The sequence below is a fragment of the Caulobacter sp. SRI_008 genome (genome assembly GCF_057586355.1).
Genome location: NZ_JBYCZS010000022.1, coordinates 15,421 through 37,787, shown reverse-complemented (window position 1 = coordinate 37,787; position 22,367 = coordinate 15,421). Strand labels below are relative to the sequence as shown.

The 22,367-nt window shown below is 69.8% G+C and carries 19 protein-coding genes; 3 read left to right on the top strand and 16 right to left on the bottom strand.

Going from position 1 to position 22,367, the window contains the following annotated elements; all coding sequences use genetic code 11:
• Positions 1-73 precede the first annotated feature (73 nt).
• From AC2YHT_RS18900 to AC2YHT_RS18890, 3 genes are all read right to left on the bottom strand, one after another.
• Positions 74-2,515 (bottom strand): TonB-dependent receptor plug domain-containing protein, encoded by a 2,442-nt coding sequence (locus AC2YHT_RS18900; RefSeq protein WP_487291420.1) that lies wholly within the window; start codon positions 2,513-2,515, stop codon positions 74-76.
• 100 nt (positions 2,516-2,615) lie between these two features.
• Positions 2,616-3,092, bottom strand: a complete 477-nt coding sequence (locus AC2YHT_RS18895) for a Rid family hydrolase (RefSeq protein WP_487291419.1) — start codon at positions 3,090-3,092, stop codon at positions 2,616-2,618.
• Positions 3,089-4,675, bottom strand: a complete 1,587-nt coding sequence (locus AC2YHT_RS18890) for a flavin monoamine oxidase family protein (RefSeq protein ID WP_487291417.1) — start codon at positions 4,673-4,675, stop codon at positions 3,089-3,091. Before AC2YHT_RS18890 ends, AC2YHT_RS18895 begins: the two co-directional genes overlap by 4 nt.
• A 487-nt stretch (positions 4,676-5,162) precedes the next feature.
• On the opposite strand from AC2YHT_RS18890, the gene AC2YHT_RS18885 reads away from it, so the two are divergent.
• Positions 5,163-6,479 carry an O-acetylhomoserine aminocarboxypropyltransferase/cysteine synthase family protein gene (locus AC2YHT_RS18885; protein ID WP_487291416.1) on the top strand — a complete coding sequence of 439 codons (1,317 nt, stop codon included), beginning with the start codon at positions 5,163-5,165 and terminating at the stop codon, positions 6,477-6,479.
• Positions 6,480-6,707: 228 nt separating this feature from the next.
• Here AC2YHT_RS18885 and AC2YHT_RS18880 read toward each other — a convergent pair whose 3' ends face one another.
• The 12 genes from AC2YHT_RS18880 to AC2YHT_RS18825 all read right to left on the bottom strand — a co-directional run bounded on the left by AC2YHT_RS18880 (position 6,708) and on the right by AC2YHT_RS18825 (position 19,113).
• Positions 6,708-7,232, bottom strand: a complete 525-nt coding sequence (locus AC2YHT_RS18880) for a flavin reductase family protein (RefSeq protein ID WP_487291414.1) — start codon at positions 7,230-7,232, stop codon at positions 6,708-6,710.
• Positions 7,232-8,338 carry an LLM class flavin-dependent oxidoreductase gene (locus AC2YHT_RS18875; protein ID WP_487291412.1) on the bottom strand — a complete coding sequence of 369 codons (1,107 nt, stop codon included), beginning with the start codon at positions 8,336-8,338 and terminating at the stop codon, positions 7,232-7,234. Before AC2YHT_RS18875 ends, AC2YHT_RS18880 begins: the two co-directional genes overlap by 1 nt.
• Before the next feature lie 34 nt (positions 8,339-8,372).
• Positions 8,373-9,020 (bottom strand): glutathione S-transferase family protein, encoded by a 648-nt coding sequence (locus AC2YHT_RS18870; RefSeq protein ID WP_487291410.1) that lies wholly within the window; start codon positions 9,018-9,020, stop codon positions 8,373-8,375.
• An 11-nt stretch (positions 9,021-9,031) separates the two neighbouring features.
• The gene (locus AC2YHT_RS18865) at positions 9,032-10,612 is read right to left on the bottom strand and encodes a rhodanese-like domain-containing protein (RefSeq protein ID WP_487291409.1); all 1,581 of its coding nucleotides are present in this window, start codon (positions 10,610-10,612) and stop codon (positions 9,032-9,034) included.
• Positions 10,609-11,223, bottom strand: a complete 615-nt coding sequence (locus AC2YHT_RS18860; protein WP_487291407.1) for a cysteine dioxygenase family protein — start codon at positions 11,221-11,223, stop codon at positions 10,609-10,611. The genes AC2YHT_RS18865 and AC2YHT_RS18860 overlap by 4 nt, the downstream gene beginning before the upstream one ends.
• Before the next feature lie 4 nt (positions 11,224-11,227).
• A complete protein-coding gene (locus tag AC2YHT_RS18855) occupies positions 11,228-13,423 on the bottom strand; it encodes a TonB-dependent receptor (protein ID WP_487291406.1) in 2,196 nt (731 codons plus the stop codon).
• Between the two features lie 132 nt (positions 13,424-13,555).
• Complete coding sequence (locus tag AC2YHT_RS18850) at positions 13,556-14,569, bottom strand: ABC transporter substrate-binding protein (RefSeq protein ID WP_487291404.1); 1,014 nt, start codon at positions 14,567-14,569, stop codon at positions 13,556-13,558.
• Positions 14,569-15,411, bottom strand: a complete 843-nt coding sequence (locus AC2YHT_RS18845; protein ID WP_487291402.1) for a class II aldolase/adducin family protein — start codon at positions 15,409-15,411, stop codon at positions 14,569-14,571. Before AC2YHT_RS18845 ends, AC2YHT_RS18850 begins: the two co-directional genes overlap by 1 nt.
• Before the next feature lie 18 nt (positions 15,412-15,429).
• Positions 15,430-16,380, bottom strand: a complete 951-nt coding sequence (locus AC2YHT_RS18840) for a D-isomer specific 2-hydroxyacid dehydrogenase family protein (protein WP_487291400.1) — start codon at positions 16,378-16,380, stop codon at positions 15,430-15,432.
• A complete protein-coding gene (locus tag AC2YHT_RS18835) occupies positions 16,377-17,552 on the bottom strand; it encodes an acyl-CoA dehydrogenase family protein (protein ID WP_487291399.1) in 1,176 nt (391 codons plus the stop codon). Before AC2YHT_RS18835 ends, AC2YHT_RS18840 begins: the two co-directional genes overlap by 4 nt.
• A complete protein-coding gene (locus AC2YHT_RS18830) occupies positions 17,549-18,394 on the bottom strand; it encodes an ABC transporter ATP-binding protein (protein WP_487291397.1) in 846 nt (281 codons plus the stop codon). Before AC2YHT_RS18830 ends, AC2YHT_RS18835 begins: the two co-directional genes overlap by 4 nt.
• Positions 18,391-19,113 carry an ABC transporter permease subunit gene (locus AC2YHT_RS18825; RefSeq protein ID WP_487291396.1) on the bottom strand — a complete coding sequence of 241 codons (723 nt, stop codon included), beginning with the start codon at positions 19,111-19,113 and terminating at the stop codon, positions 18,391-18,393. Before AC2YHT_RS18825 ends, AC2YHT_RS18830 begins: the two co-directional genes overlap by 4 nt.
• A gap of 239 nt (positions 19,114-19,352) precedes the next feature.
• On the opposite strand from AC2YHT_RS18825, the gene AC2YHT_RS18820 reads away from it, so the two are divergent.
• Together AC2YHT_RS18820 and AC2YHT_RS18815 are read left to right on the top strand one after the other, a co-directional pair.
• Positions 19,353-20,189, top strand: a complete 837-nt coding sequence (locus AC2YHT_RS18820) for a LysR substrate-binding domain-containing protein (protein ID WP_487291394.1) — start codon at positions 19,353-19,355, stop codon at positions 20,187-20,189.
• A 130-nt stretch (positions 20,190-20,319) separates the two neighbouring features.
• On the top strand, positions 20,320-20,631 hold the full coding sequence (locus AC2YHT_RS18815) for a hypothetical protein (protein ID WP_487291392.1): 312 nt from the start codon (positions 20,320-20,322) through the stop codon (positions 20,629-20,631).
• A gap of 279 nt (positions 20,632-20,910) precedes the next feature.
• Here AC2YHT_RS18815 and AC2YHT_RS18810 read toward each other — a convergent pair whose 3' ends face one another.
• Positions 20,911-22,260 carry an FAD/NAD(P)-binding protein gene (locus AC2YHT_RS18810; RefSeq protein ID WP_487291390.1) on the bottom strand — a complete coding sequence of 450 codons (1,350 nt, stop codon included), beginning with the start codon at positions 22,258-22,260 and terminating at the stop codon, positions 20,911-20,913.
• Between the last annotated feature and the right edge of the window lie 107 nt (positions 22,261-22,367).

The window sequence follows — 22,367 nt, the reverse complement described above, 5'->3', positions numbered from 1 at the left end:
TGCGCGATCTCGCCCCGGCTTGCTCCGGACGATCCCGCCCTGGACGCAAGCCGCGTCCGGGGCGGGGCCGACGTCAGAAGTCGTAGGTGACGCGGGCGTAGTAGTAGCCGCCGTTGATCCCGAACGGCGAGAAGCTGGGATACTTCGCCACCCCCGGATTGCCGGCCGCGACCGATGCGGCCGTGCCGGCGGCGTTCAGTTCCTCGGGATAGACGTCGAACAGGTTGTTGGCCCCCAGCGCCACCTTCAGCCCGTCGGTGACGCGATAGGACAGCTCCAGGTCGGTGATCAGGTGCGACTTGATCTCGTCCTTGAAGTAGGTCCCGTTGACGTTGGTGTAGGCCCAGGCCTTGCCGTACAGGGTGTTGACGAGGTTCACCGTCCAGCGGTCGTTCGTGTAGACCGCCGAAAGGTTGGCCTTGTAGCGCGGCGAGGCGTGCTCGAGGAACGCGATGGCGGCCTTGTCGTAGAGCACCGACCCGCCCAGGCCCGAGGGCGGGGAGGCGATGCGGGTGACCTTGGTCTGGTTGACGTTGACGCCCAGGGTCCAGTCGATCTTGCCGAACGCGCCCAAGTCGGTCCAGGTCGCAGCCAGGGCCTCGGCGCCGCGGGTGCGGGTGTCCAGGCCGTTGGAGAACAGGTTGATGCCGGTGGTGCCGACCGACGGATCCAGCACGTTGCCGTTGGCGGCGATGGCGTTGGTGATGGCCGCGTTGACCACCGTCCCGCTGATCTTGCCGTAGAGCGCGCCGCTGCCGACGATGCGGTCCTCGATCTCGATCTGGTAGGCGTCGATGGTCAGGGATACGCGGGGCAGGGGCTCGGCCACGATGCCGACGCTGAGATTGGTCGACTTCTCCGGATCCAGGCCGTCGACGCCCAGCAGCTTGGCCCCGGCCGATCCCGGCGCCAGCTGCACGAAGGCGGTGGTCGGCGAGACGTTGGTGGCCGAATAGTAGAGCTCGGCCAGGGTCGGCGCCCGGAAGCCGGTGCTGACCGTGCCGCGCACCGCGAAGGCCGGGGTGAAGTCGTAGCGACCGGTCAGCTTGGCGATGTCGGCCGAGCCGAAGTCGCTGAAGTCCTCGTGGCGCACGGCGAAATCCAGCTTCAGGTTCTCGACTGGCGAGACGGCCAGGTCGGCATAGGCCGCCCAGCTGTCGCGGTCGTGCTCGCCGGCGTCGGTCAGGGCGAAGCCCGGATAGGACTGCGAGCCCGACTTGTAGCGCGAGGCGTAGTCGCCGGCCTTGATCTCGTAGGTCTCGTTGCGCTGCTCCAACCCCAGGGCCAGCGTCAGCGGCGAGGCCCAGCCGACCTCGAACTCGCGGCTGAGGTCCAGGTTGTTGGTCCACTGGCTGAAGATGAAGTCGCCGGCGTGGAAGTCGGTCGGTGTCGCGCCGGTGTCGGTATAGAGCTGGATATTGGCCGAGTTGCGCACCCGCACCTCGTGGTCGTCGCGACCGTAGGTGCTGGACAGGTCATAGCGCCAGCCGCCGAAGACCTGGCCCTTGATCCCGCCGGTCAGGGCGCCGTCCTTTTCCAGCGTCTCCAGGCGAGGGCTGAAGCCCTTGGGGTAGACGGCCGGCAGGCGGTTGGGCAGGCGATAGTTCTCGTAGGCCGTGGCCTTCTTCACGCCGTAGGTGCCGAAGGCGTAGACCTCGACCGCCTCGCTGGCCTTCCAGCCCGCCGAGGCCGTGCCGACGTTCAGCTGGTAGCGGGCGTCGCCGGCGATCTGGTTCACGTACGGATAGCCCGACAGGGCCGAGGGCCAGGTGGGATTTGCCGTCACCGCCGAGGTCGAGGTCACCCGCGCGTCGGGATTGCCGCTGAAGCTGAAGTCGTGGAAGCGGTTCTCCAGCGTCACGTTGACATAGGCGCCCGGCGCCGGCGCGAAGCCGGCGTTGGCCGACAGGCTGTAGGTCTCGCCGTCGTTCTTGTAGTAGGCGCCGCCAGTGGCCGAGGCGCTGCCGCCGTGGTCGGCGTCCTTGAGGATGATGTTGATCACCCCGGCGATGGCGTCGGTGCCGTACTGAGCCGCCGCGCCGTCGGTCAGCACCTCGATGCGCTCGATCGAGGCGGTCGGGATGAAGTTGAGGTCGGCCCCCGCCGAGCCCTGATAGGCGCCCGCCAGTACGGCGAGGTTGGCGGTGCCGTGGCGGCGCTTGCCGTTGATCAGCACCAGGGTGTGGTTGGCGCTCAGCCCCCGCAGGCGCGCCGACAGGGTCAGGTTGGCCGCGTCGCCGCCGAAGGCCTGGGCGGTGAACGACGGCACCAGGTTGCTGAGCGCCAGGCGCAGGTCGGGCTGGCCGGTGCGGGCCAGGGCTTCCTCGGCGATCACCTGCACGGGCGCCGGGCTGTCGACCGCGCGGACGCCGGTCTGGCGCGTGCCGGTGACGATCACGCCCTCGACCGAGGCGGCGTCCGGCGCGGGTTCCGGCGCGACCGGATCGGCGAAGGCCGTCCCCCAGACCGCCAGCGACAAGGCGAGCGCGGACGCGCCCAGAATTTGGGTTTTCATCTTATCCCCCGATGAAAGTTCAGATTGTTGGGAAAGGTGCGCGATCGGCCGGGAAAGCGGCCCCCGTCGCGCGGCGGGTGCTGTTACGTCGCGGGTTTGGTCAGCGGACCTTGGCGGCGACGAATTCGATCTCGACCAGGGCGCCGGGCAGAACGAGCCCCGCCACCTTCACCGTGCTGCGCGCGGGTTTGTTGGGCTGGGCGGCGGTGCCGAAGACCTCGCTCCAGGCCTTGTTGAGGCCGGGAAAATCGATCTCACCGCCCTTGGCCGGGTCGCCGACCAGGAAGACGGTGGCCTTGACCACGTCGCCATGGCCCAGGCCTTCGGCCTTCAGCGCCGCCTCCAGCTTCGACAGTACCGAGCGGGTCTGGGCCTCGGTGTCGCCGGGCTTGGCCTTGTCGGCGATGGTCGGCAGGGCGCCGCTCAGGAAAACCAACTCGGTTCCGGCCGGCACGGCCACCGACGGGGTGATGGCGATCGCGCCCGACGACGGCGCGCGGCGGATCTCGGCGGCGTTTGCCGAGCCCGCCGCGAAGGCGGCGGTCAGAACAAGGGCGAAGGCGAGCTTGCGGATCATGGATGGGTCTCCGTTCGGGAAAGGGTGAGCCCGTCGGCGCGGACGCGCTGGGCGATCAGGCCGACCGTGCGGCGAGCGGCGGCGACGCCGCCCTCCTGCCAGCTGGGCAGCTGCGAAAGATGGGCGCCGGACAGGAAGATCCGGCCCTGGGGCTGGTTGAGCAGGCGATAGGCGGCCGGGTCGTTGCCGTCGCCCTCCCAGTGGATCCACGGGCCGAGGTTGAAGGCCTGGCGGTTCCAGTCGATCACCAGCGGCGCGGTCGGCTCGCGACCCTTGCCAGGGTGCAGCTTGTCGATCGCCGCGCGGGTCAGGGCCACCTGCTCGTCGAAGCTTCGGGCCTGGAAGGCGCGGGCCGGCGCGCCGACCGTGTAGGCGCCGACCAGCAGGCCGCGCGGCTGGTGGAAGCCGGCGCTGGGATACCAGACCAGCGTGGTCTCGCCGCCGACGAACGACAGCCCGCCATAGATCTGCTCGGCCTCCCAGAAGCGCGGGGCGTCGAAGGCCACCTTGGTGGCGTTGTCGTATCTGGCGCCGGCGATGGCGGCGGTGACCTCGGCCGGCAGATCGGTGGCTATCCTGGCCAGGATCGGCAGCGGCACGGTGACGACCAGATAGTCGGCGGTCAGCTTGCGGGCCGCGCCGCTCTTGCGGTCGCGGATCGCCACCTCGGCGATCTTCGGCGTCTGGCGGAAGGCCGTGACCTCGGCGCCCAGCAGCACCGGGCCTTTCAGCGCTTTGTACAAAGCCTTGGGAATGGCGTCCATGCCGCCCGTGGGCTCCAGCATGGTCGCCTGCATGAGGATGTTCTCCTCGAACAGGGCGTAGGGCAGGGCCTCGTCGGCCAGCAGGTCGCGCAGGGGCAGCGGCGGGCGGGCCACGCCCCGCTGGTCGGCCGCGCCGGGCGTCGTCACATAGCCCGAGCGTTCCGAGCCCTTGTAGGCGCCGCCGGCGTCGAGGTCGCCATAGGTCTTCAGGAAGGCCAGCAGCCGTTCCTTGTCCGGCGCGGTCAGCTCCTGGTCGAGGCCGCCGCCGCGCGTCGCCTTGGCCAGCAGTTCCGAGAGGCCGCCGCGCAGGTCGTTGATCGCCTGGCGCTGCTGCACGGGCTTGCCGCCGAACGACGCGTCCGACTGGATCAGGCTGCTGCGGCTGGAATTGACCTCCACCTCCAGCGGCACGCCCAGGGCCTTGGCGTAGGACAGCACGCCCTGGTGATGGCTGGGCAGGCGGGCGGGGCCGGCGTTGAAATAGAGGCCGGGCGAGAAGCCGGCGGTCTGGCTGGGACGATCGATGGTCTCGACGCGGTCGCCGCCACGGATCGTCCAGTTGCGACCGCCGACCCGTTCGCGGGCCTCGACGACGGTCACCGAAAAGCCGGCGCGCTCCAGTTCATAGGCCGCGACCAAGCCCGCGATCCCGGCGCCCAGCACGACGACCGAGCGGCCCTTGCCGAAGTCGCGCGGCAGGTCCGGCGCTTCTTGAGCGAAGGCGCTGGATGTCAGGCCCAGGCCCTGCAGGGCCGCATAGCCGGCGGCGAAACCGCCCAGGGAGAACGCGCGGGTGATGAACGAACGACGACTGACCAAGACCGGAAACGCCCCTGAATGAACCTCCCCCTAAAAGCGGCCGCCGCCGAAGCGGCGGCCATGAGTGAACGCGGGGAAGTCGCCAAAGAAGGAAGCGTCGGCTTGCGTCGCTCCCAAGGCCATTGCTGGGCGCCGGCTACCGCTCTCGGTATTCAGAAAAACTACAGCGGCTTGTCGTTGTTCTCCCGGCCAATCTTCACAAGTCTCGTTCGCTGTTGATTTTTATGACTTATCGAATTGTCTCAGGGATAAGTTTTTGTCGCGTTCAGGCTTATGAGTAATTGCGTTCGTTCTATTGCGATCGGTGATGTTTGGCGGGGCTCATCCGGCGTGTTGAGCCGCGCTTGAGCATCAAGGCGTGTTTGCCGCGCCCGCAACCTTCGGTGAGAGTTTTTCTGCCCGTGCGGCGAGATTATCGGCCGTGCGGACGGCGCGGAGGCGGGTCTAGGTTTTCGGCATCGACGTGAAAAAGCTTCAGGAGAAGCCGATGTCCGACCGCAAGCCGCACCCCGAAACCCTGGCCCTGCACGCTGGCTGGCGGGCCGATCCGACCACCGGCGCGGTGGCTCCGCCGATCTACCAGACCACGTCCTACCAGTTCCAGAGCGCCGACCACGCAGCCGACCTGTTCGCCTTGCGCCAGCTGGGCAATATCTATACCCGCATCGGCAACCCGACGATCGACATCCTCGAGCAGCGCCTAGCCGCCCTCGAAGGCGGGGTCGCCGCCCTGGCCGTGGCCTCGGGCCAGGCGGCTTCCGCCTTCGCCATCCAGAACCTCGCCCGGGCCGGCGACAACATCGTCAGCTCCACCGACCTCTATGGCGGCACCTGGAACCTGTTCGCCAACACCCTGCGCGACCAGGGGATCGAGGTCCGCTTCGTCGATCCGGAGGATCCCGAGGCCTTCGCCCGCGCCACCGACGAGCGCACGCGGGCCTATTACGCCGAGACCCTGCCCAATCCGAAGCTGACGGTCTTTCCGATCGCCGAAGTCGCCGCCATCGGCCGCAAGCTGGGCGTGCCGCTGATCGTCGACAACACCGCCGCGCCCCTGCTGGCCAGGCCGCTGGAGCACGGCGCGGCGATCGTCGTCTATTCGACCACCAAATATATCGGCGGCCACGGCACCTCGATCGGCGGGGTGATCATCGACGGCGGCAATTTCGACTGGCAGGCCCATCCCGAGCGCCAGCCGACGCTCAACACCCTCGACCCCAGCTATCATGGCGCGGTCTGGAGCGAGGCGGCCAAGCCGCTGGGGCCGATCGCCTACATCTTGCGGGCCCGCACCGTGCTGCTGCGCGACCTCGGCTCGGCCCTGTCGCCGTTCAACGCCTTCCAGATCCTGCAAGGGCTGGAGACCCTGCCGCTGCGCATCGAGCGCCATTCGCAGAACGCCCAGGCGGTCGCCGACCATCTGGCCAACCATCCCGATGTGATCCGGGTGATCCACCCCTCGGCCCAGGACGGCCTGCGCCGCCAGCGCGCCGACCGGTATCTCTCAGGCGGCTACGGCGGCTTGGTCGGCTTCGAGCTGGCCGGCGGGCGCGAGGCCGGGCGGCGGTTCATCGACAGCCTGAAGCTGTTCTACCACGTGGCCAATATCGGCGACGCGCGGAGCCTGGCCATCCATCCGGCCTCGACCACCCACTCCCAGCTCAGCCCCGAGGACCAGGCCGCCACCGGCGTCTCCGACGGCTATGTGCGCCTGTCGGTGGGTCTGGAGCACATCGACGACATCCTGGCCGACCTCGATCAGGCCCTGGCGTCGGCCCGGGAGCTGCCCGCCGCGGCGGAGTGATCCAGCGCACATGAAGAAGCCCCGCCAGGTGGATCGCCTGGCGGGGCTTTTTTGTATTTAAAACAGAATTTTAGCTCAAAAACTTCGTCATCCCGGCCGTAGCGAAGCGAAGAGCCGGGACCCAGGGGCGACGGCAATGCGGTTGCCACCGCCTGGGCGGAGAACCTAGTCGCGGCGCCCAGTCCCCTGGGTCCCGGATAGCCTCTTCGAGGCTTCCGGGATGACGACCTATTGGGAGTCGGCTCCCACTCCGCCTAGCGACGCCAGTCCCCGGTTCCACGCCACCAGGGGCGCGGCCGGCGTGAAGGCGAAGCGTTCGGCCTCGACGATGAAGACCGAGTGGCTGCCGGTGTCGATCACCGCGTCGACGAAGCATTCGGCCCGCGCGATGCCGCCCCGGAAGGCGGGCGGCGCGCCGGGCTGCAGCCGCCAGCGCTCCGGCGCGAACCGCTCGGCCGCCCGCGACCCGCTGGCGAAGCGCAGGGCCTCTTCCTTGTCGTCCGCCGCCAGCAGCGACACCGACAGGGCGGGGCGGCGGAGGAGGGCGTCGTGACAGCCCGCCTCCTTGCGCACGCAGAACAGGAAGCGCGGCGGCTCGACGGAAAGCCCGGTGATCGAGCTGACCAGCAGGCCGCGCGGCGCCTCGCCGTCCCAGCAGGAGACGATGGCGACGCCGCTCGCGAGGTGCGCCAGCACGTCCGTGAAAGTGGCGGCTGGGGCTTCCCCCGCCGCCGCGGCGTCGTAGCGGGCCATCAGCTGGCCGCCGCCGCGGGTTGGGCCTCGATCTGGGCTTCGCGCTCGGCCACCAGCTTGCGCACCAGCGGCAGCAGGTCGCGGCCGTAGGCGATGGCGTCCTCCACGGGATCGAAGCCGCGGATCAGGAAGGTGGTGACGCCCAGGTCGTAGTAGTCGAGCAGGGCCTCGGCCACCTGCTGCGGCGTGCCGACCAGGCCCGTCGAGTTGCCGGCCGCGCCGGTGACGGCGGCCACGCCCGTCCACAGTCGCTTGTCGAGGCGGGACCCTTGCGCGGCCGCGTCCAGCAGGCGCTGCGAGCCGGCGTTGGGCGGACGGTGGCCGCTGGTCGGCAGGCCGGCGGCCTCGCGGATGGCCTTGGCCTTGGCCACGATCTCGTCGGCGCGCGCCCAGGCGGCCTCTTCGGTGTCGGCGATGATCGGGCGCAGCGACAGCGAGAACTTCACCTGGCGGCCGTGCTTGGCGGCGGCGTGGCGCACCCGGGCGATGGTCTCGGCGACCTGGGCCTGGGTTTCACCCCAGAGCGCGAAGATGTCGGCGTGCTTGCCGGCCACCGGAATCGCCGCTTCCGACGAGCCGCCGAAATAGACCGGGATCTGGGGCGCGCGCAGCGGCTTCACCGCGCCGAAGCCCTGGTCGACCTGATAGTATTCGCCCTTGTAGTCGAACGGCTTTTCGCTGGTCCATTCGGCGCGGACGATGTCGAGATATTCGCTGGTGCGGGCGTAGCGCTCGTCCTTGGTCAGGTGGTCGCCGTCCTTGGCTAGTTCCTCGTCCGAACCGCCGGTGATGATGTGCACCGCCACCCGGCCGCCGGTGAAGTGGTCGAGCGTCGCCAGCTGTCGCGCCGCCAGGGTCGGGGCAGTGAAGCCCGGGCGATGGGCGATCATGAACTTCAGGTTCTTGGTCACGGAAGCCGCGTGGGCCACCACCAGCTGGCTTTCCGGGCCGGTCGAGTGGAAGGCGACGAGGGCGCGGTCGAAGCCGCCCTCGTCATGGGCGCGGGCGATCTTCTCGACATAGTCGACGTCGATGACCGGGCCGGCCGGCGGGTGGATTTCCGAGACGTTCTGGGTGTGGATGATACCGATGAATTCGACGCTCATGGGGGATGCTCCTGAGGGTTCGAGAAGAGGGAGGTCAGATGGCGTGGGTGGTCGCCTGGGCCGTCTCCTTGCGCAGGGCGCGGACGACGGACGGGCGGGCGAAGGCGCGGGCGGCCTTGGCGCTCCAGGCGGGATAGGCGGAAAGGTCGATCTGCCGGCGCTCGCCCCAGCGCCAGATCACCAGGGCGTAGGCGTCGACGGCGCTGAAGTGCTCGCCCAGCAGCCACGGACCGGGCGCCTGGGCCAGGCGCTCGATGTCGGCCAGGGTGCGGGCGAAGCGGGCCTCGCCGGGCGTGGCCAGGGCGGCCTTCACCGCCTCGTCGTCGGCGTAGCGTTCGGGCCGGGCGATCTGGGCGAAGGCCACGTGCACCGTGCTGGCGAACCAGCTCATCACCTCGTAGGCGTGGGCCAGCTTCAGCGGCTCCAGCAGCGGCAAGAGCTCGCTGTGCGGGTAGCGGTGGGCCAGATAGGTCAGGATCGCCAGCACCTCGGTGACCGGTTCGCCATCGACCGCCAGGGTCGGCACCCGGCCCTTGGGATTGACCTTCAGGTAGTCGGGCTTGCGCTGGTCGCCGGCGGCGAGATCCAGGCGCTGGACCTCGTAGGCGACGCCGATCTCCTCCAGCGCCACGAGCGGGGCCAGGGAGGAGCTGCCGGGAGCGATATAGAGGGTCAGGGGCATGGGGCTGGACCTCAGATCACGAAGAAGCCGTGCGACCCGTCGCGGGCCAGCTGGTCGACCAGGCCGAATTCCCAGTCGAGATAGGCCTGCATGGCCTCGGCGGCGTTGTCGGTGCCCTCGTAGGGGCGCTTGTAGACGTCGGTCGGATCGCTGGCGGCGCGGGCCAGGCCCGTCTCCAGCGCGCGGCCGGCGGCGACCCAGGCGGCCGTGCCGCCGTCGAGCACGCGGACGGGCTGGTCGGCGATGTCCTCCAGTTCCGGCGCGGCCAGGCGGGCCAGCACGCCGTCGGGCGAGGTCAGGACGATCGGCTTGCCTTCAGGCACGCGCTCCAGGGCCTCGGCCAGCTGGGCGCGGATGGCGAACCAGGCGCCGGGCACGTGGCCCTTGCGGTGGGCCGGGCTGGGCGCGAGGTCCAGCACCACGACGCTGTCTTCGGCCAGCGCTTCGGAGAGGGCGCGGGGCAGGATGGTCTCGACCACCGGCAGGTGCGGGGGCTCCGAAGGCTTCCAGGCGCCGGTGGCCAACTCGCCCTCGAAACCGTCCTCCAGCACGTAGGTCTCCCAGCCCAGCTGGGCCAGCCACGAGGCGGTCATGTCGGCGCGGGGCCCGAGGTCGTCGGCCAGCACGATGCGGCCGCCGCGCACGGGGGCGAAGACGTCGGTCTCCTGCACCAGCTGGCCGCCCGGCGCGCTGCGGAAGCCGGGCAGGTGGCCCTTGGCGTACTCGTCGGGCGTGCGCACGTCGAAGCGGTAGAGGGTGCGCTTGCGGTCGGTGGCCAGGTCAGCGAGCCCCTCGGCGTCGATCCGGCGCACGCCGGCGCGATAGGCCACGTCGCGCGCCTTGGCGCGGGCCTCTTCCAGGGTCTGGGTCGAGACGTCTGGGAACTTGCGGCTCTGGCCGTGCTCCAGGCTCTGCTGGGCCAGGGTCCAGCCGATCGTGCCGTTGCGCAGGGCGAAGACGGGGTTGGGCACCCCGGCGTTGACCAGCGACTGGGCGCCGATCAGGCTGCGGGTGCGGCCCGCGCAGTTGACGATGATGGTGGTCGAGGGATCGGGCGCCAGCTCCCTGGCGCGCAGCACCAGCTCGGCGCCCGGGGTGCTCACCCCGCCCGGGATGCTCATCACCGCGTATTCCTCGAACCGGCGGGCGTCGAGGATCACCTGATCGGCCTTGGCGTCGATGCGGGCCTGCACCTCTTGGGCGGGCAGGGAAGGGGTGTGGCGGCGCGCCTCGACCAGTTCGCCGAACGCCTTGCTGTAGGAATTGACGTCCTGGAACAGCTCGTAGCCGGCGCCGGTCCAGCCCTGCAGCCCGCCCTTCAGCGCCTGGACATTGGTGTAGCCCAGGGCCGCCAGCCGCTTGCCGGCCGGCGAGACCAGGCCCTCGCCGTTGTCGTAGAGCACGATCCGCGTCTCCTTGCGGGGCACGCGATCGAGGATCTCGACCTCCAGCCGGCTGAGCGGCAGCTGCGAGGCGAACAGCGGGTGGGCCTTGGCGAAGGGGTCTTCCTCGCGCAGGTCCAGAAGGGCGATCTCACGGCGGGCGATCAGGTCCTGGCGGACTTCGCGGGGCGTGACGACGGGCAGGGTCATGGCGCGGCCTCGGCGGGGACCGGCTTGGAGCGGTCCCACAGGTTGGGGAGGGTGTCGTTGGAGTAGCCGGAGACGAAGGGCTTTCTCCGTCCGTCGGCGTCGTAGGTCGAGCGGCGCACCGCTCCGATATTGGCCCCGTAGACGTGGATGCTGATCGAGGGCCTGTCGTCGAAGGCGTTGGTGACCCGGTGCACGTCGCCGACGGTGGGAGACACGGCCTCGACCTCGCCGCGCTCCAGCCGGTGGAACGGCCCGTGCGGAACCACGGCTTCGCCGTCGCGGTGGTAGGCTTGCGACAGCTCGGCCCCGCGCAGCACGCCGACCAGGCCCCAGACCGTGTGGTCGTGGACCGGCGTCGCCTGGCCCGGCCCCCAGACGAAGCTGACCACGCTGAACCGCTCGCGGCTGTCGCAATGCAGCAGGTACTGCTGATAGCGGGCCGGGTTCGGGACGGCGTAGGCGTCCGGCAGCCAGTCGTCCGTGGCGATCAGGGCGGCCAGCAGGCCGCCCCCCTCGCGCAGGATCTCCGCCTCGTCGCCCGTGCGGTCGAGCAGGGCGCCGAGGTCTCCGACGAAGCTGGCCAGGCGAGTGAGGTTGGGCGCGCCGGTCATCGGATCACAGCGCGTACTTCAGCGTGACCAGCCAGGTCCGCGGATCGGGATAGTTCTTGTAATAGACCCCGGTGGCCGGCGTGTAGGTCGAGGTCACCGGCTTGTCGCTGTCCAGCAGGTTGCGGCCCGACAGCTGCACGGCCCACTGCGGGTTGGGCGCGGTCCAGGTGATCGTGCCGTTGAGGAAGCCCTGGGCGGGCGCCTCGTCCTGCGGCCGTTGCAGGGCGCTGAAGTAGGTCTTGGTCTGCCATTGGGCGTTGAGGTTGGCGCGGATCGAGCCAGGAACCTGGACCGGCACGTCCCAGGTCACGCCGCCCGACAGGCTCCAGCGCGGCGAGTTCAGCAGGCGGTGGCCGTCGGCGTTCACGCCCACCCCGCCGGCGTTCTTGTAGGTGTCGTAGACGGCGTACAGCCAGCCGACCGAGCCTTGCAGGCTCAGGCGCTCGGTGGCGCGCACGTCGCTTTCCAGCTCGACGCCGTAGGTGTGGGCCTCGCCGGCGTTGCCGCGGATCGAATTGCCCGGATAGGCCGGGTCGCTGTAGCTGACCTGCAGGTTTTCGTAGTCGTTGTAGAAGGCCGCCAGGTTCACCCGCGCCCGGCGGTCGAACAGTTCGGTCTTCAGGCCGGTCTCGTAGGTGTTGACGTCTTCCGGCGCGAAGGGGCGGGTGGCCAGGTCCAGGCGCGTGGCCCGGTTGTCGAAGCCGCCCGACTTGAAGCCCTTGGAATAGGTCGCGTACTGCAGGACGGCCGGCGTCCACTGGTACTGCACCGACAGCTTCGGCGTGATCGCCGAGAAGGTCTTGTCGGCGGTTCCGGCGATCGACTGGCCGGTGACCTGGCCGGCCAGGTTCAGCACCTTGTTGTCGAAGGTGAATTCCTTCTCCTCGTTGGTCCAGCGCAGGCCGCCGGTGACGCTGAGGCGGTCGGTCACCGCATAGGTCGCCTCGCCGAACAGGGCGTAGGCGTCGGTGTTGGTGATGTTGTGGGCCCGGGCGAAGCCGTAGTTGCTGGGCGTCGTCACCGGATCGGTGACCGTCGCGCTTCTGCGGCTGTAGCCGTCGCGCTGCACGAAGAACCGCTCATGCAGGTAGAACAGGCCGCTGGTGAAGGTCAGCTTGCCGAAGTCGCCGTTCAGCTGGATTTCCTGGGTGGCGTACTGGTCGTTGTAGTGGATCAGGTTCTTCTGGATCAGCGCCGCCTGGCCGTCGTTGTCGTAATAGACCGGGTTCAGGTTGAAGCCGCCGTAGGCCGTGATCGACTTCAGCTTCAGATGGTCGCTCAGGGCGTACTGGACGCGGATCGAGCCGCTGATCTGGTCGAGGTCCTGCTTGGGCTCGACCTCCGAGTAGGAATAGCGGTTGTTGAATTCGCCGTTCGGCTGGGTGACCGGCACGTAGCTGCGGCTGTCGCTGCGGTCGCGCAGGGCGTTCAGCGTGAACAGCACGTCCAGCTTCTCGGTCGGCGTCCAGCGCAGCTTGGCGCGGTAGGCGTCGAGATCGATGCGGTTGACGTCGTGGTTCAGCGTCGGGTCGAAGGTCACCCCGTCGCGCTTGTGGTGGATGTAGGAGAAGCTGCCCGACAGCTTGTCGGCGACGATCGGTCCCTCGACCAGGGCGCGCACGTCGACGGCGCCATAGCTGCCCAGGCCCACCTCGGCCTTGGCGCGGAATTCCTGGCCCGGATCGCGGGTGATGATGCGCAGGGCGCCGGCGCTGGAGTTGCGGCCGTAGAGCGTGCCTTGCGGGCCGCGCAGCACCTCGATGCGCTCCAGGTCGTTGAACTCGACCATCGAACCGATCTGGCGGGGGATGTAGACGTCGTCGACATAGACGGCCAGCACCGGCTCCTGGATCGGGTCGGCCTCGCCAACGCCGCGCAGCGCATAGGTCTGGGTGGTGTGGCTGATGGTGACGCGGCTGATGCTGAAGTTCGGGATCTGGCCCGACAGGTCGCGGATGCTGTCGACCTTGCGGTCGGCCAGCACCTGCGAGCCGAAGGCCGAGATGGCGATCGCGGTCTTCTGCAGGTCGGTGGCGCGGCGCTCGGCGGTGACGATCACCTGCTCGACGGCGGGGGAGGCCGCATCGTCAGCATTGGCGGTCGGCGCCGGTTCGGCGGCCAAGGCCCCGCCGGCCCAGGCTCCGCTAGCGAAGACGAGGCCGGAAGTGAAGGCGAGAAGTTGAAGCTTGAAGGTTCGCACGAATTTATCCCCGACTTGTTCGGTGGGGATTTGCCGTCGCGCCGCCTCTCATCTCAACGAATATAAAATGATCGAGCGGATAGCTCTGCTCATATCGTCCGAGGTCATCGGATATATTTGCAGAACTCGACATTACTTGAGGAACGATGAGAGCCGGTCATCCCACAGCGGCCGCACGTCGACGGCTCCGGGAATGATCTTGGCGGCGGCGAAGGTGTCGGCCACGGCCTGTTCGGAGGCGATGGCCGCTTCGCTGATCGGTTCGAGGATGTAGGGCGAGGAACGCTCCTTGAACTCCTGGGCGTAGTAGGCCGCCTTGACCCCCGTCGCCTGTTCCCGCACCCGCGCCCAGCGCTCGCCGTCGGCGTTGATCCAGTCGAAAACCTTCTTGTAGCGGCTGACATAGTCGCCGATGGCCTGCAGCCGCAGCGGATCGTCCAGCGCCTCCTTGGCGGCCGTGATCAGGTAGTTGCCCGAGAGGATGCCCAGCGCCGTGCGCAGCACCCGCGCCCCGGCCTCGCGCGCCTGGTAGACGATGACGCCGTAGATCACCCAGGCGTCCAGCGCCCCGCTCTGGAAGGCCGCAAGACCGTCCTGCGGGCTCAGCGCCACCGGCTGGATGTCGCTCCAGGCCAGGCCGGCCTCCTGCAACAGGCGCAGCAGGATGTAGTGCGAGGTCGTGGCCTTCACATAGCCGATGCGCTTGCCCTTCAGGTCCTTGAAGTCCCGGGCCGGCGAGCCCTTGGGGACCAGCAGCACCTGGTTGTTCACGTCGCCCTTCAGCACGCCGACGATGCGCACCTGGTTGCCCGGCTGGGCGGCGACGAAGATCGGCGGGATCTCGCTCATGCCGCCGAAGTCCAGCGCCCGGGCGTTGATCGCCTCGGCGATCAGGTTGCCGCCGGCGAACTGGGTGCGGGCCAGCTTGTAGGGCGGGTCGGCGATGCCGGCCTCGCCGAAGAAGCTTTCTGGATTGCCGCGATAGGTGGCGACCCTCAGCGTCAGGTCGGCCAGCGAGCCGGCCTTGTCCCCGCCCTTGGGCGAGCAGGCGGCCAGGTTGACGGTGGTGAAGCCGGCCAGCGACAGGCCCGCGATCGAAAGGCCGCCCGACATCAGGTCGCGGCGGGACAGGGAGATGCCGGTCATCAGTCGAACAGGTCCGGCTCTTCTTCGGTGACGATGTCCCAGTAGGGCTGGAACGACCACAGGCCGCCCAGTTCGGTGCCGACCTGGCCGGCGGTGTGCTTGGCCACCTCCGGCGACATCGGCTTGGTCGGGCCGGCGGCCTCGGCCAGCAGCTGCGCTTGGCAGGCGTTTTCGAGCGCGAGGTAGCGCCAGACGGCGGCCTCCACCGACTGGCCGACGGTGAGGATCCCGTGGTTCTGCAGGATCACCGCCTTCTTGGGACCCAGCGCCTTGGCGATCTTCTGGCCCTCGCTGGTGTCCAGCACCACGCCCGAAAACTCCTCGAACAGGGCGTGGTCGTCATAGAAGGCCGCCGAGTCCTGGGTCAGCGGATCGAGCAGGCGTCCCAACGCCGACCAGGCCTTGCCGTACAGCGAGTGCGAGTGGGCCGCGGCGATCACGTCGGGCCGGGCCTCGTGCAGCTGCGAGTGGATGGCGAAGGCGGCGCGGTTCAGGCGGGCCGGGGCCTTGGCCGGCGGCTGCACGATCTCGCCGGCGTGGCTGACCAACATCAGGTCCGAAACCTTGATGCGCGAGAAGTGCACGCCCAGCGGATTGACCCAGAAGTGGTCGGTCAGCTCGGGGTCGCGCGCGGTGATATGGCCGGCCCCGCCCATGTCGAAGCCGTAGCGGCCGAACAGCCGATAGCCGGCGGCCAGGCGCTGCTTGCGATAGAGCCGCTCGAGCTCGATCGTCGGCTGCTGCGGGATCTCTTTCGAGCCGAACGGCGGCAGCACGCTCTCGATCTTGGCGGGATGCGGGCCAGCGGCGGTGAAGCTGCGGGCGGCGGGGATCGCGGTCATCGCGAAGGGTCCTTGTTGTCAGTAGCCGCGCGACAGGTCGACGACGTCGGCCAGGGGCGCGCCGGCGCGGAAGCGGGCGAGGTTCTGGGCGAAGCTGGTCGCCAGGTTGATGCGGGTGTCGGGCGTGTGCACCGAGGTGTGGGGCGAGAGCCGAACCTTGGGATGGCCGTAGAAGGGGTGGCCGTCGGTCAGGGGCTCGGGGAAGGTCACGTCCAGGCTGGCGCGCGACACCCGGCCGTCGTCTAGCGCCGCCAACAGGGCGTCGTCGTCGATCAGCGCCCCGCGGGCGATGTTGATCAGGTGCAGGCCGGGCTTGGCGGCGGCCAGCACCTCGCGGCCGATCAGGCGCTCGGTCTCCGGCGTCGCCGGAGCGGCCAGCACCACGTGGTCGCTACGAGCGAACAGGGTCTTCAGGTCCGCCACGCGCTCTACGCCGGCCACCGGGATCGGCTTGTCCGAGCGGCGGGTGGCGATGACGTTCAGGCCCAGGGCCTGGGCGCGCGGGGCCAGGGCCTCGCCGATGGCGCCGAAACCCACCAGGCCCAGGGTCGTGCCCGAGATCAGCTTCAGCGGCTGCGGCGCCCAGCGCTCGGCCTTGTCGATCCAGATCTCCGGCAGGCGCTTGGCCTCGGCCAGGATCGCCGCCAGGGCGAACTCGGCCAGGGCGACGGCGGAAGAGCCGCGCGCCGAGGTCACCACCGGACCGTCGAACAGCCAGTCCGGATAGAAGTCGATGCCCACCGACACCAGTTGCACCCAGCGCACGTCGAACGGCCAGCCCGGCGGCGCCTTGGCCGGCAGCACGCCGCCGGCCTTGCGGAACGGCGCGGCCACCAGGACCTTGGCGTCCTGCGGCAGGGGCGTGGTCAGCCCCGGGGGTACGGACACGATCTCCGCGTCCGCCGCATGCTGGGCGAAGACGGTGTTGAACACCTCGGGCAGTTGGCTGGCGACGACCAGACGGCTCATGCCAGGGCCTCCCGGGAAGCGAAGGCGAGCTTGCCCGCGCCGGTCAGCACCACGTCGGCCTGGGGCGTGTGCACCCGGCCGCACAGCACGTCGCGGTGATGGCGCTCCAGCGGGTTGGCGCGGGTCAGGCCCGGATTGCCGGTCAGCTTCAGGGCCTTCTCGACCACGGTGATGGCGTTCTCGGTGACCAGGTGCTTGACGAGGCCGCTCTCGCTGGCGGCCGTGTCGCCTCGCGCGGCGCTGTCCAGCAGCACGCGGTTGGCGAAGAGCAGGCTGTCGATCTCGCCCAAGGCTTCCTGGAAGCGGGGCAGGGTGGAGAGGCTTGCGCCCAGGTTGGCCGGCTTGCGGGCGATCAGGAAGTCGGCCAGCCAGTCGCGAGCGGCGCGGGCCACGGCGTCGTAGATCGCCGCCGTCAGCACCGACGACCAGGTTCCGAACACCGGCGAGTAGGGCGGCGGGGCGCCCGGGGGCTGCGGGTCCAGGGCGTGGTCCAGCGGCACCAGCACGTCCTCGAAGATCACGTCGTGGCTGGCGCTGGCGCGCAGGCCCAGGTGATCCCAGGTCTCCTCGATGATCACGCCGGGGCTGTCGGCGCGCACCAGCCAGCCGCCGACCAGGGGTTCTGCGTCGTCGCTGCGGGCCCAGACCACGAACCAGGTCAGGGCGCTGGAGCCGGTGGAGTAGATCTTGCGGCCGCTGATCCGCCAGCCTTCCGGCGTGCGGCGGGCGATGGTGGCCGGCAGGCCGCCGCGCGCCGGCGTGCCCAGGTCGGGCTCGACCCGCAGGGCGTTTATCAGGGCGCCGTTCTCGACGGCGTCGCCGATCACCCGTTGCTTCAGGTGCTCGGGCCAGCCCGAGCGCCCTTCGACGGAGGCGTGGAACAGGTACTGCATGACCAGCACCAGCGCCGTGGCCGGCTCGCCCCGGGCGACGGCGGAAACCACCTTCAGGGCGGTGGGCAGGTCGCTCTCCAGCCCGCCCAGACGCGCCGGGGCGGTCAGGGCCAGCAGCCCGGCCTCGTGCAGGGCCTGGAAGTTGGCGAAGGGAAAGCTGGCTTCGCGGTCGTGGCGACCAGCGGTGGCGGCGAAGGCTTGCGTCAGGCCCGGCAGCACGGCGTCGAGGTCGGGCAGGCGGGCGGCAGGTTCTAGGCGACGAGCGGCGGCGGTGCTCACTGCACGGCCTCGCCGGTCGGGAAGGCGATCAGAGCGCCCTCATGCGGAGCCGGGGCCTCGACGCCGAGGTGGCCGAGCAGGCGGCGACGGATGGCCTGGAAGCGGGCGTCCGGCGCGCGCGGGCGCTCCAGGGCGATGTGCTCCTCGGCGGCGATCCGGCCCTTGTTCAGCACCAGCACGCGGTCGGCCAGCGAAATGGCCTCGTCCACGTCGTGGGTGACCAGCAGGACGGCGGGCTTGTGCTCGTTCCAAAGGTTCAGCACCAGGTCGTGCATCTTCAGCCGGGTCAGGGCGTCTAGGGCCGCGAACGGCTCGTCGAGCAGCAGAAGACCCGGCTCGCGTACGAGGGCGCGGGCCAGGGCCGTGCGCTGGGCCTCGCCGCCGGAGAGGGTGGAGGGCCACGCGTCGAGGCGATGGCCGAGGCCGACCTCCTTCAGCGCCGCCTCGGCGCGGGCCCGGACGTCCCCCTTCTTAAAGCTTGGGTCCTTCAGGCCCAGCGCGACGTTGCGCCAGACCTTCTTCCACGGCAGCAGGCGGGCGTCCTGGAACACCACGGCGCGGGTGCTGGGCGTCGTGACGTCCTGGTCGCCGACGGGATCGAGCCCCGCCAGGGTGCGCAGCAGGGTGGTCTTGCCCGAGCCGCTGGCGCCCAGCAGGGCGACGAATTCGCCCGGAGCGATCGAGAGATCCAGGCCGTCGATGACCCGGTTCTCGCCGAACTGGCGGACGAAGCCGTTCAATTTCACGGCGGGGGCGATCGACGGCGAGGCCGAGGGGGCGGCGGCCGGGACGGCGGCGGTGTCGAAAGCGCGGCGGCGGATGCGCGGCTGGACCATGGTCATTGCTCCACGAGGCTGGGGCGCCAGGCCAGAGCGCGGCGCTCCAGCGTGCGAACGAGGGCGTCGGCGCCAAGGCCGAGCAGGGCGTAGACGAGCAGGCAGACGACGATGATGTCGGTGCGCATGAAGTCGCGGGCGTTGTTGATCAGGTGGCCAAGGCCGGCCTGGGCGTTGATCTGCTCGGCCACCACCAGCACCAGCACCGAGACGCCCAGGGCGTAGCGCAGGCCGACGAAGAACGAGGGCAGGGCGCCGGGCAGGATCACCTCGCGCACCAGGCTCCAGCCTGACAGGCCGAAGCTGCGGGCGGCCTCGACCAGCCGCACGTCGATGCCGCGCACCCCGGCGAAGAGGTTCAGATAGATCGGGAAGGTCGTCGCCACGGCGATCAGGGCGATCTTCGGCGTCTCGCCGATGCCGAACCAGACGATGAACAGCGGGGTCAGGGCCAGGGACGGGATGGTCCGCTTGATCTGCATCAGCGGGTCGACGACGGTCTCGCCCCAACGCGACAGGCCGGCCAGCAGGCCCAGACTCACGGCGACGGCCAGGGCGATCGCCAGGCCGGCGGCGGCGCGAGCCAGCGACACCAGCAGGTTGGAGGGAAGCTCGCCCGAGACCGTCAGCGCCCAGAAGGTTTCAGCCACCGTCGAGGGCGCGGCCAGCACCCGTTCGGGGATCAGGCCGAAGCGCGAACCCAACTCCCACAAGGCCAGAAGCACGACCGGAGATAGCCACCGCGCACGGGAGAGGCGAGGCCATCGCCACCCCTTGGGGAATGGTCTCGCTAGAGAAATTCTATCGGCGATCGCCAAAGACATCGGGTCGCTTCCATCGCTGTGACCGTTGCGGCGGGGGCGCCGTTGCTTCACAGAGATGGACGCTGAATTCCTACTCGATCAATAGACTTATCCTCAGGGGTCTTATTAGAGTTCCTCAACGGGGTCAGACGGGACGCCAGATGCCGACCAACCTTCCGACCGAACTTCTCCGCAGCTTCGTGGCCATCGTCGACAGCGGGTCGATGCTGCGCGCCACCGAGCGTGTCTTCGTCACCCAGTCGGCGCTCAGCCTGCAGATGAAGCGGCTGGAGGAGACCGTGCTGACGCCGCTGTTCCACCGCGAGGGACGGCGCTTGTCGCTGACCCCGGCCGGCCAGACCCTGCTGGGCCACGCCCGCGACATCCTCGCCCTCAACGACCGCGCCGTCGTGGCCCTGACCGGCGACGCCCTGGCCGGGCCGGCGCGGGTGGGGCTGGTGCAGGACTTCGCCGAGACCCTGCTGTCGGGCGTGCTGGCCCGTTTCGCCCAGCTCAATCCCGACACCCAGCTGCAGGTGCGGGTGGCCGGCTCGCCGGAACTGCTGGAACTGCTGCGCAGCGATCGCCTGGACGTCATCCTGTGCATGGGCGCCTATGACGACCCGGCCGCCGCCCGCACCGTGCCCATGGTCTGGCACGGCGAGCCCGACCTCGCCCAGCAGGACGTGCTGCCGCTGGCGATCCTGGAGGCCCCGTGCCGGTTCCGCGACGCGGCCCTGGCGGCGCTGGAGCGGGAAGGACGCTCGTATCGCGTGGCCCTGGAGACGCCGAGCCTCTCGGCCCTGCGCGCCGCGGTCCAGTCGGGCCTGGCGGTGACCTGCCGCACCAGCCTGTTCCGCCCGGAGGCCCAGCCCATCGCCGAGGGGGCTTTACCGAGCCTGCCGAAAGTGGCCTATGTTCGTCGGACCGGTCCCGCGCCGCACCCGTCGATCGCCAAGCTCTCGGAGCTGATCCACACGGCGGCCCTGGAGCTCTGAGACGCTGTCCGAAAGCCTCGGGCGCACATTAATCATTTTCAGAAAAGATTAACCGCGAACCTTGGTTCTTCGTTAGCGGCCTCCTGCGAAAACCCTCCCATCAAGTTTTCGCCAGGAGGGATGGGCGGCTATGAAATTCTCGATCGCTTTCGCAGCGGCTATGGCCGGCAGCTTCTTCGTCGCTTCGGCTGCTTCGGCCGCCGGTGGTTTCGAAGACCAGATGGGCCGCTGCCTGCAGCAATTCGCCAACACCAAGGACGCCGCTCAGGTGATGCTCGAGTGCACCGCCGACGCGGGCAAGCTCTCGGGCTGCAAGGTCGTCGACAACAGCGCGGCCGGCAAGGGCTTCGACAAGGCGGCCATGTGCATCGCCGAGAAGCTGCCGATGGGCGCCAAGACCGGCACCGTGAAGGTTCCGTTCCGCTTCCCGGGCGGCGCGTAAGCTTCAGAGCTTACTTGCTGAAAAACCCCCGTCGGTCCGCCGGCGGGGGTTTTTCGTATTTGGAGCTGGGGCGGGTCGAGATCCACGAACTGGCGCATTTTCTCCAGCGCTAACAATCGCCTTCCTGGGCCTCGTGCCCAGGATCCATGGTTCAGCCTGCTCAGATTTTTGCAGAATGGCTTGGGTCTGAGCGGTCGCGGGCATGGGCCCTCGCCACGAGGGCGAGGGAAGCGGCAGTAGGGGGCTGCTTTTCCGACCGGGTAGGCCAGTCGATACGGCCTAACCCACCGCGCCCAGCACCGCCGTCGCCACCTGCGCCGCCTGGCCGCGGATGTCGGGTACGGCGTTGATCTCCCACCAGGCGCCGCGCGTCACCGGGCCGACCGCGAACAGGCTGGGCGCCGCCACGCCGGAAACGTCGAGCAGGCGATTGTCGGGATCGACGTCGAGACCCAGCCGCATCGGATCGGAACGCGCCAAACCCCGGCGGATCAGGTCGAGGACCAGCGGATCGCGCGAACGGGTCACGTCGCCGGTGGGGCCGGTGGCGTTGATCACCGCGCTGACGACGAACGGCTGGGCGTCCATCTCGCCGCGCGGCCGCCAGGCGCCTTCGACGCGGCCGTCCGGCCTCTCGGCCAGGCGCACGATCTTGCCGGCGGCGACCTTCAGGCGGCGGGACTGGCGCAGATTGGCCACCCGCGCGGCCACCTCGGGCGACAGGCGATGGCGGTGCACGTCCCAGAACGGCCGCGCGTGGCGCAGGAAGGCCTGCTTGCGCGCCACGCTCCAGCCGCGCCACAGGTCCTGGGTCGCCGGCCGCAGGGCGTCGACCGCCGTCCGCCAGCCATGCACGGCCGCCGTCCGCTTCAGCCATTCCAGTGCCGCATGCGGGCTGAGGTCGGGGGAGGGCGGCAGCGGCGGGTGTTCGGGCGGCTCGCCCTCGTGCTCGCGCGGCGTCAGGCCCCGGCGTGACAGGGCGATGATCGAACGGCCGGGCATGGCGTCTTCCAGGCTCAGCGCTACGTCGATCATGGTCAGGCCCGTGCCGAGCAGCAGCACCGGCCCCTGCGGCAGGGCCTTCGGATCCCAGCGCCAGGGATCGGCGACATAGGCGGGCGAGGCGGCCAGGGCCTCGTCGACGCCGGCCGGCCGGCAGGGCGGCGGATTGCCCAGGGCCAGGACCACGGCGTTGGCCAGGATCGGCCGGCCCATGGCCGTCGTCAGCCGCCAGCCGTCGCCGCCGGGCTCCAGGCCCACCACCTCGTCGGGCGCGACGATCAGCCGGCCCGCGGCCTCCGGCCCGGCGACCGCGTCGGCCAGCAGGCTCTGCAGATAGCGGCCGTAGTCACCGCGCGTGGCGAAGTCGCCGGCCCCGACCTCCAGTCCCTGGCCGCGCAGCCAGGCGGTGAAGTCGCCCGGCCGGTCAGGCCAGGCGCTCATGTTGCCGGCCCGCACGTTGAGCCGGTGGCTGGGATTATGCGTGGCGTAGGCCGCGCCCAGGCCCACGGGGCTGCGCCGCTCCAGCAGGACGACCCGCGCGCCCGCGCCGTCCCGCAGCAGGTGCAGGGCGGTCATGACGCCGCTGAAGCCGGCGCCGACCACGGCGATCACGGGACGCGATGTCATCGGGATAAAACTCTACAAAATAGGTAGGTGTTTGTTTCGACGATCCTCAAGCGTCGCGCAAGGGCGCTGTCGAGCCCCGCTGATGGTTTCGTCCGGCGCCGCTGAAA

What these genes read in the sequence shown, in the direction of transcription:
- AC2YHT_RS18885 (WP_487291416.1), top strand. Translation starts at nt 5,163, where the DNA reads ATGTCCGACCGCAAGCCGCACCCCGAAACCCTGGCCCTGCACGCTGGC.
- AC2YHT_RS18875 (WP_487291412.1), bottom strand. Translation starts at nt 8,338, where the DNA reads ATGAGCGTCGAATTCATCGGTATCATCCACACCCAGAACGTCTCGGAA.
- AC2YHT_RS18840 (WP_487291400.1), bottom strand. Translation starts at nt 16,380, where the DNA reads ATGAGCCGTCTGGTCGTCGCCAGCCAACTGCCCGAGGTGTTCAACACC.
- AC2YHT_RS18810 (WP_487291390.1), bottom strand. Translation starts at nt 22,260, where the DNA reads ATGACATCGCGTCCCGTGATCGCCGTGGTCGGCGCCGGCTTCAGCGGC.
- AC2YHT_RS18850 (WP_487291404.1), bottom strand. Translation starts at nt 14,569, where the DNA reads ATGACCGGCATCTCCCTGTCCCGCCGCGACCTGATGTCGGGCGGCCTT.
- AC2YHT_RS18865 (WP_487291409.1), bottom strand. Translation starts at nt 10,612, where the DNA reads ATGACCCTGCCCGTCGTCACGCCCCGCGAAGTCCGCCAGGACCTGATC.
- AC2YHT_RS18880 (WP_487291414.1), bottom strand. Translation starts at nt 7,232, where the DNA reads ATGGCCCGCTACGACGCCGCGGCGGCGGGGGAAGCCCCAGCCGCCACT.
- AC2YHT_RS18815 (WP_487291392.1), top strand. Translation starts at nt 20,320, where the DNA reads ATGAAATTCTCGATCGCTTTCGCAGCGGCTATGGCCGGCAGCTTCTTC.
- AC2YHT_RS18895 (WP_487291419.1), bottom strand. Translation starts at nt 3,092, where the DNA reads ATGATCCGCAAGCTCGCCTTCGCCCTTGTTCTGACCGCCGCCTTCGCG.
- AC2YHT_RS18900 (WP_487291420.1), bottom strand. Translation starts at nt 2,515, where the DNA reads ATGAAAACCCAAATTCTGGGCGCGTCCGCGCTCGCCTTGTCGCTGGCG.
- AC2YHT_RS18820 (WP_487291394.1), top strand. Translation starts at nt 19,353, where the DNA reads ATGCCGACCAACCTTCCGACCGAACTTCTCCGCAGCTTCGTGGCCATC.
- AC2YHT_RS18870 (WP_487291410.1), bottom strand. Translation starts at nt 9,020, where the DNA reads ATGCCCCTGACCCTCTATATCGCTCCCGGCAGCTCCTCCCTGGCCCCG.
- AC2YHT_RS18845 (WP_487291402.1), bottom strand. Translation starts at nt 15,411, where the DNA reads ATGACCGCGATCCCCGCCGCCCGCAGCTTCACCGCCGCTGGCCCGCAT.
- AC2YHT_RS18860 (WP_487291407.1), bottom strand. Translation starts at nt 11,223, where the DNA reads ATGACCGGCGCGCCCAACCTCACTCGCCTGGCCAGCTTCGTCGGAGAC.
- AC2YHT_RS18830 (WP_487291397.1), bottom strand. Translation starts at nt 18,394, where the DNA reads ATGACCATGGTCCAGCCGCGCATCCGCCGCCGCGCTTTCGACACCGCC.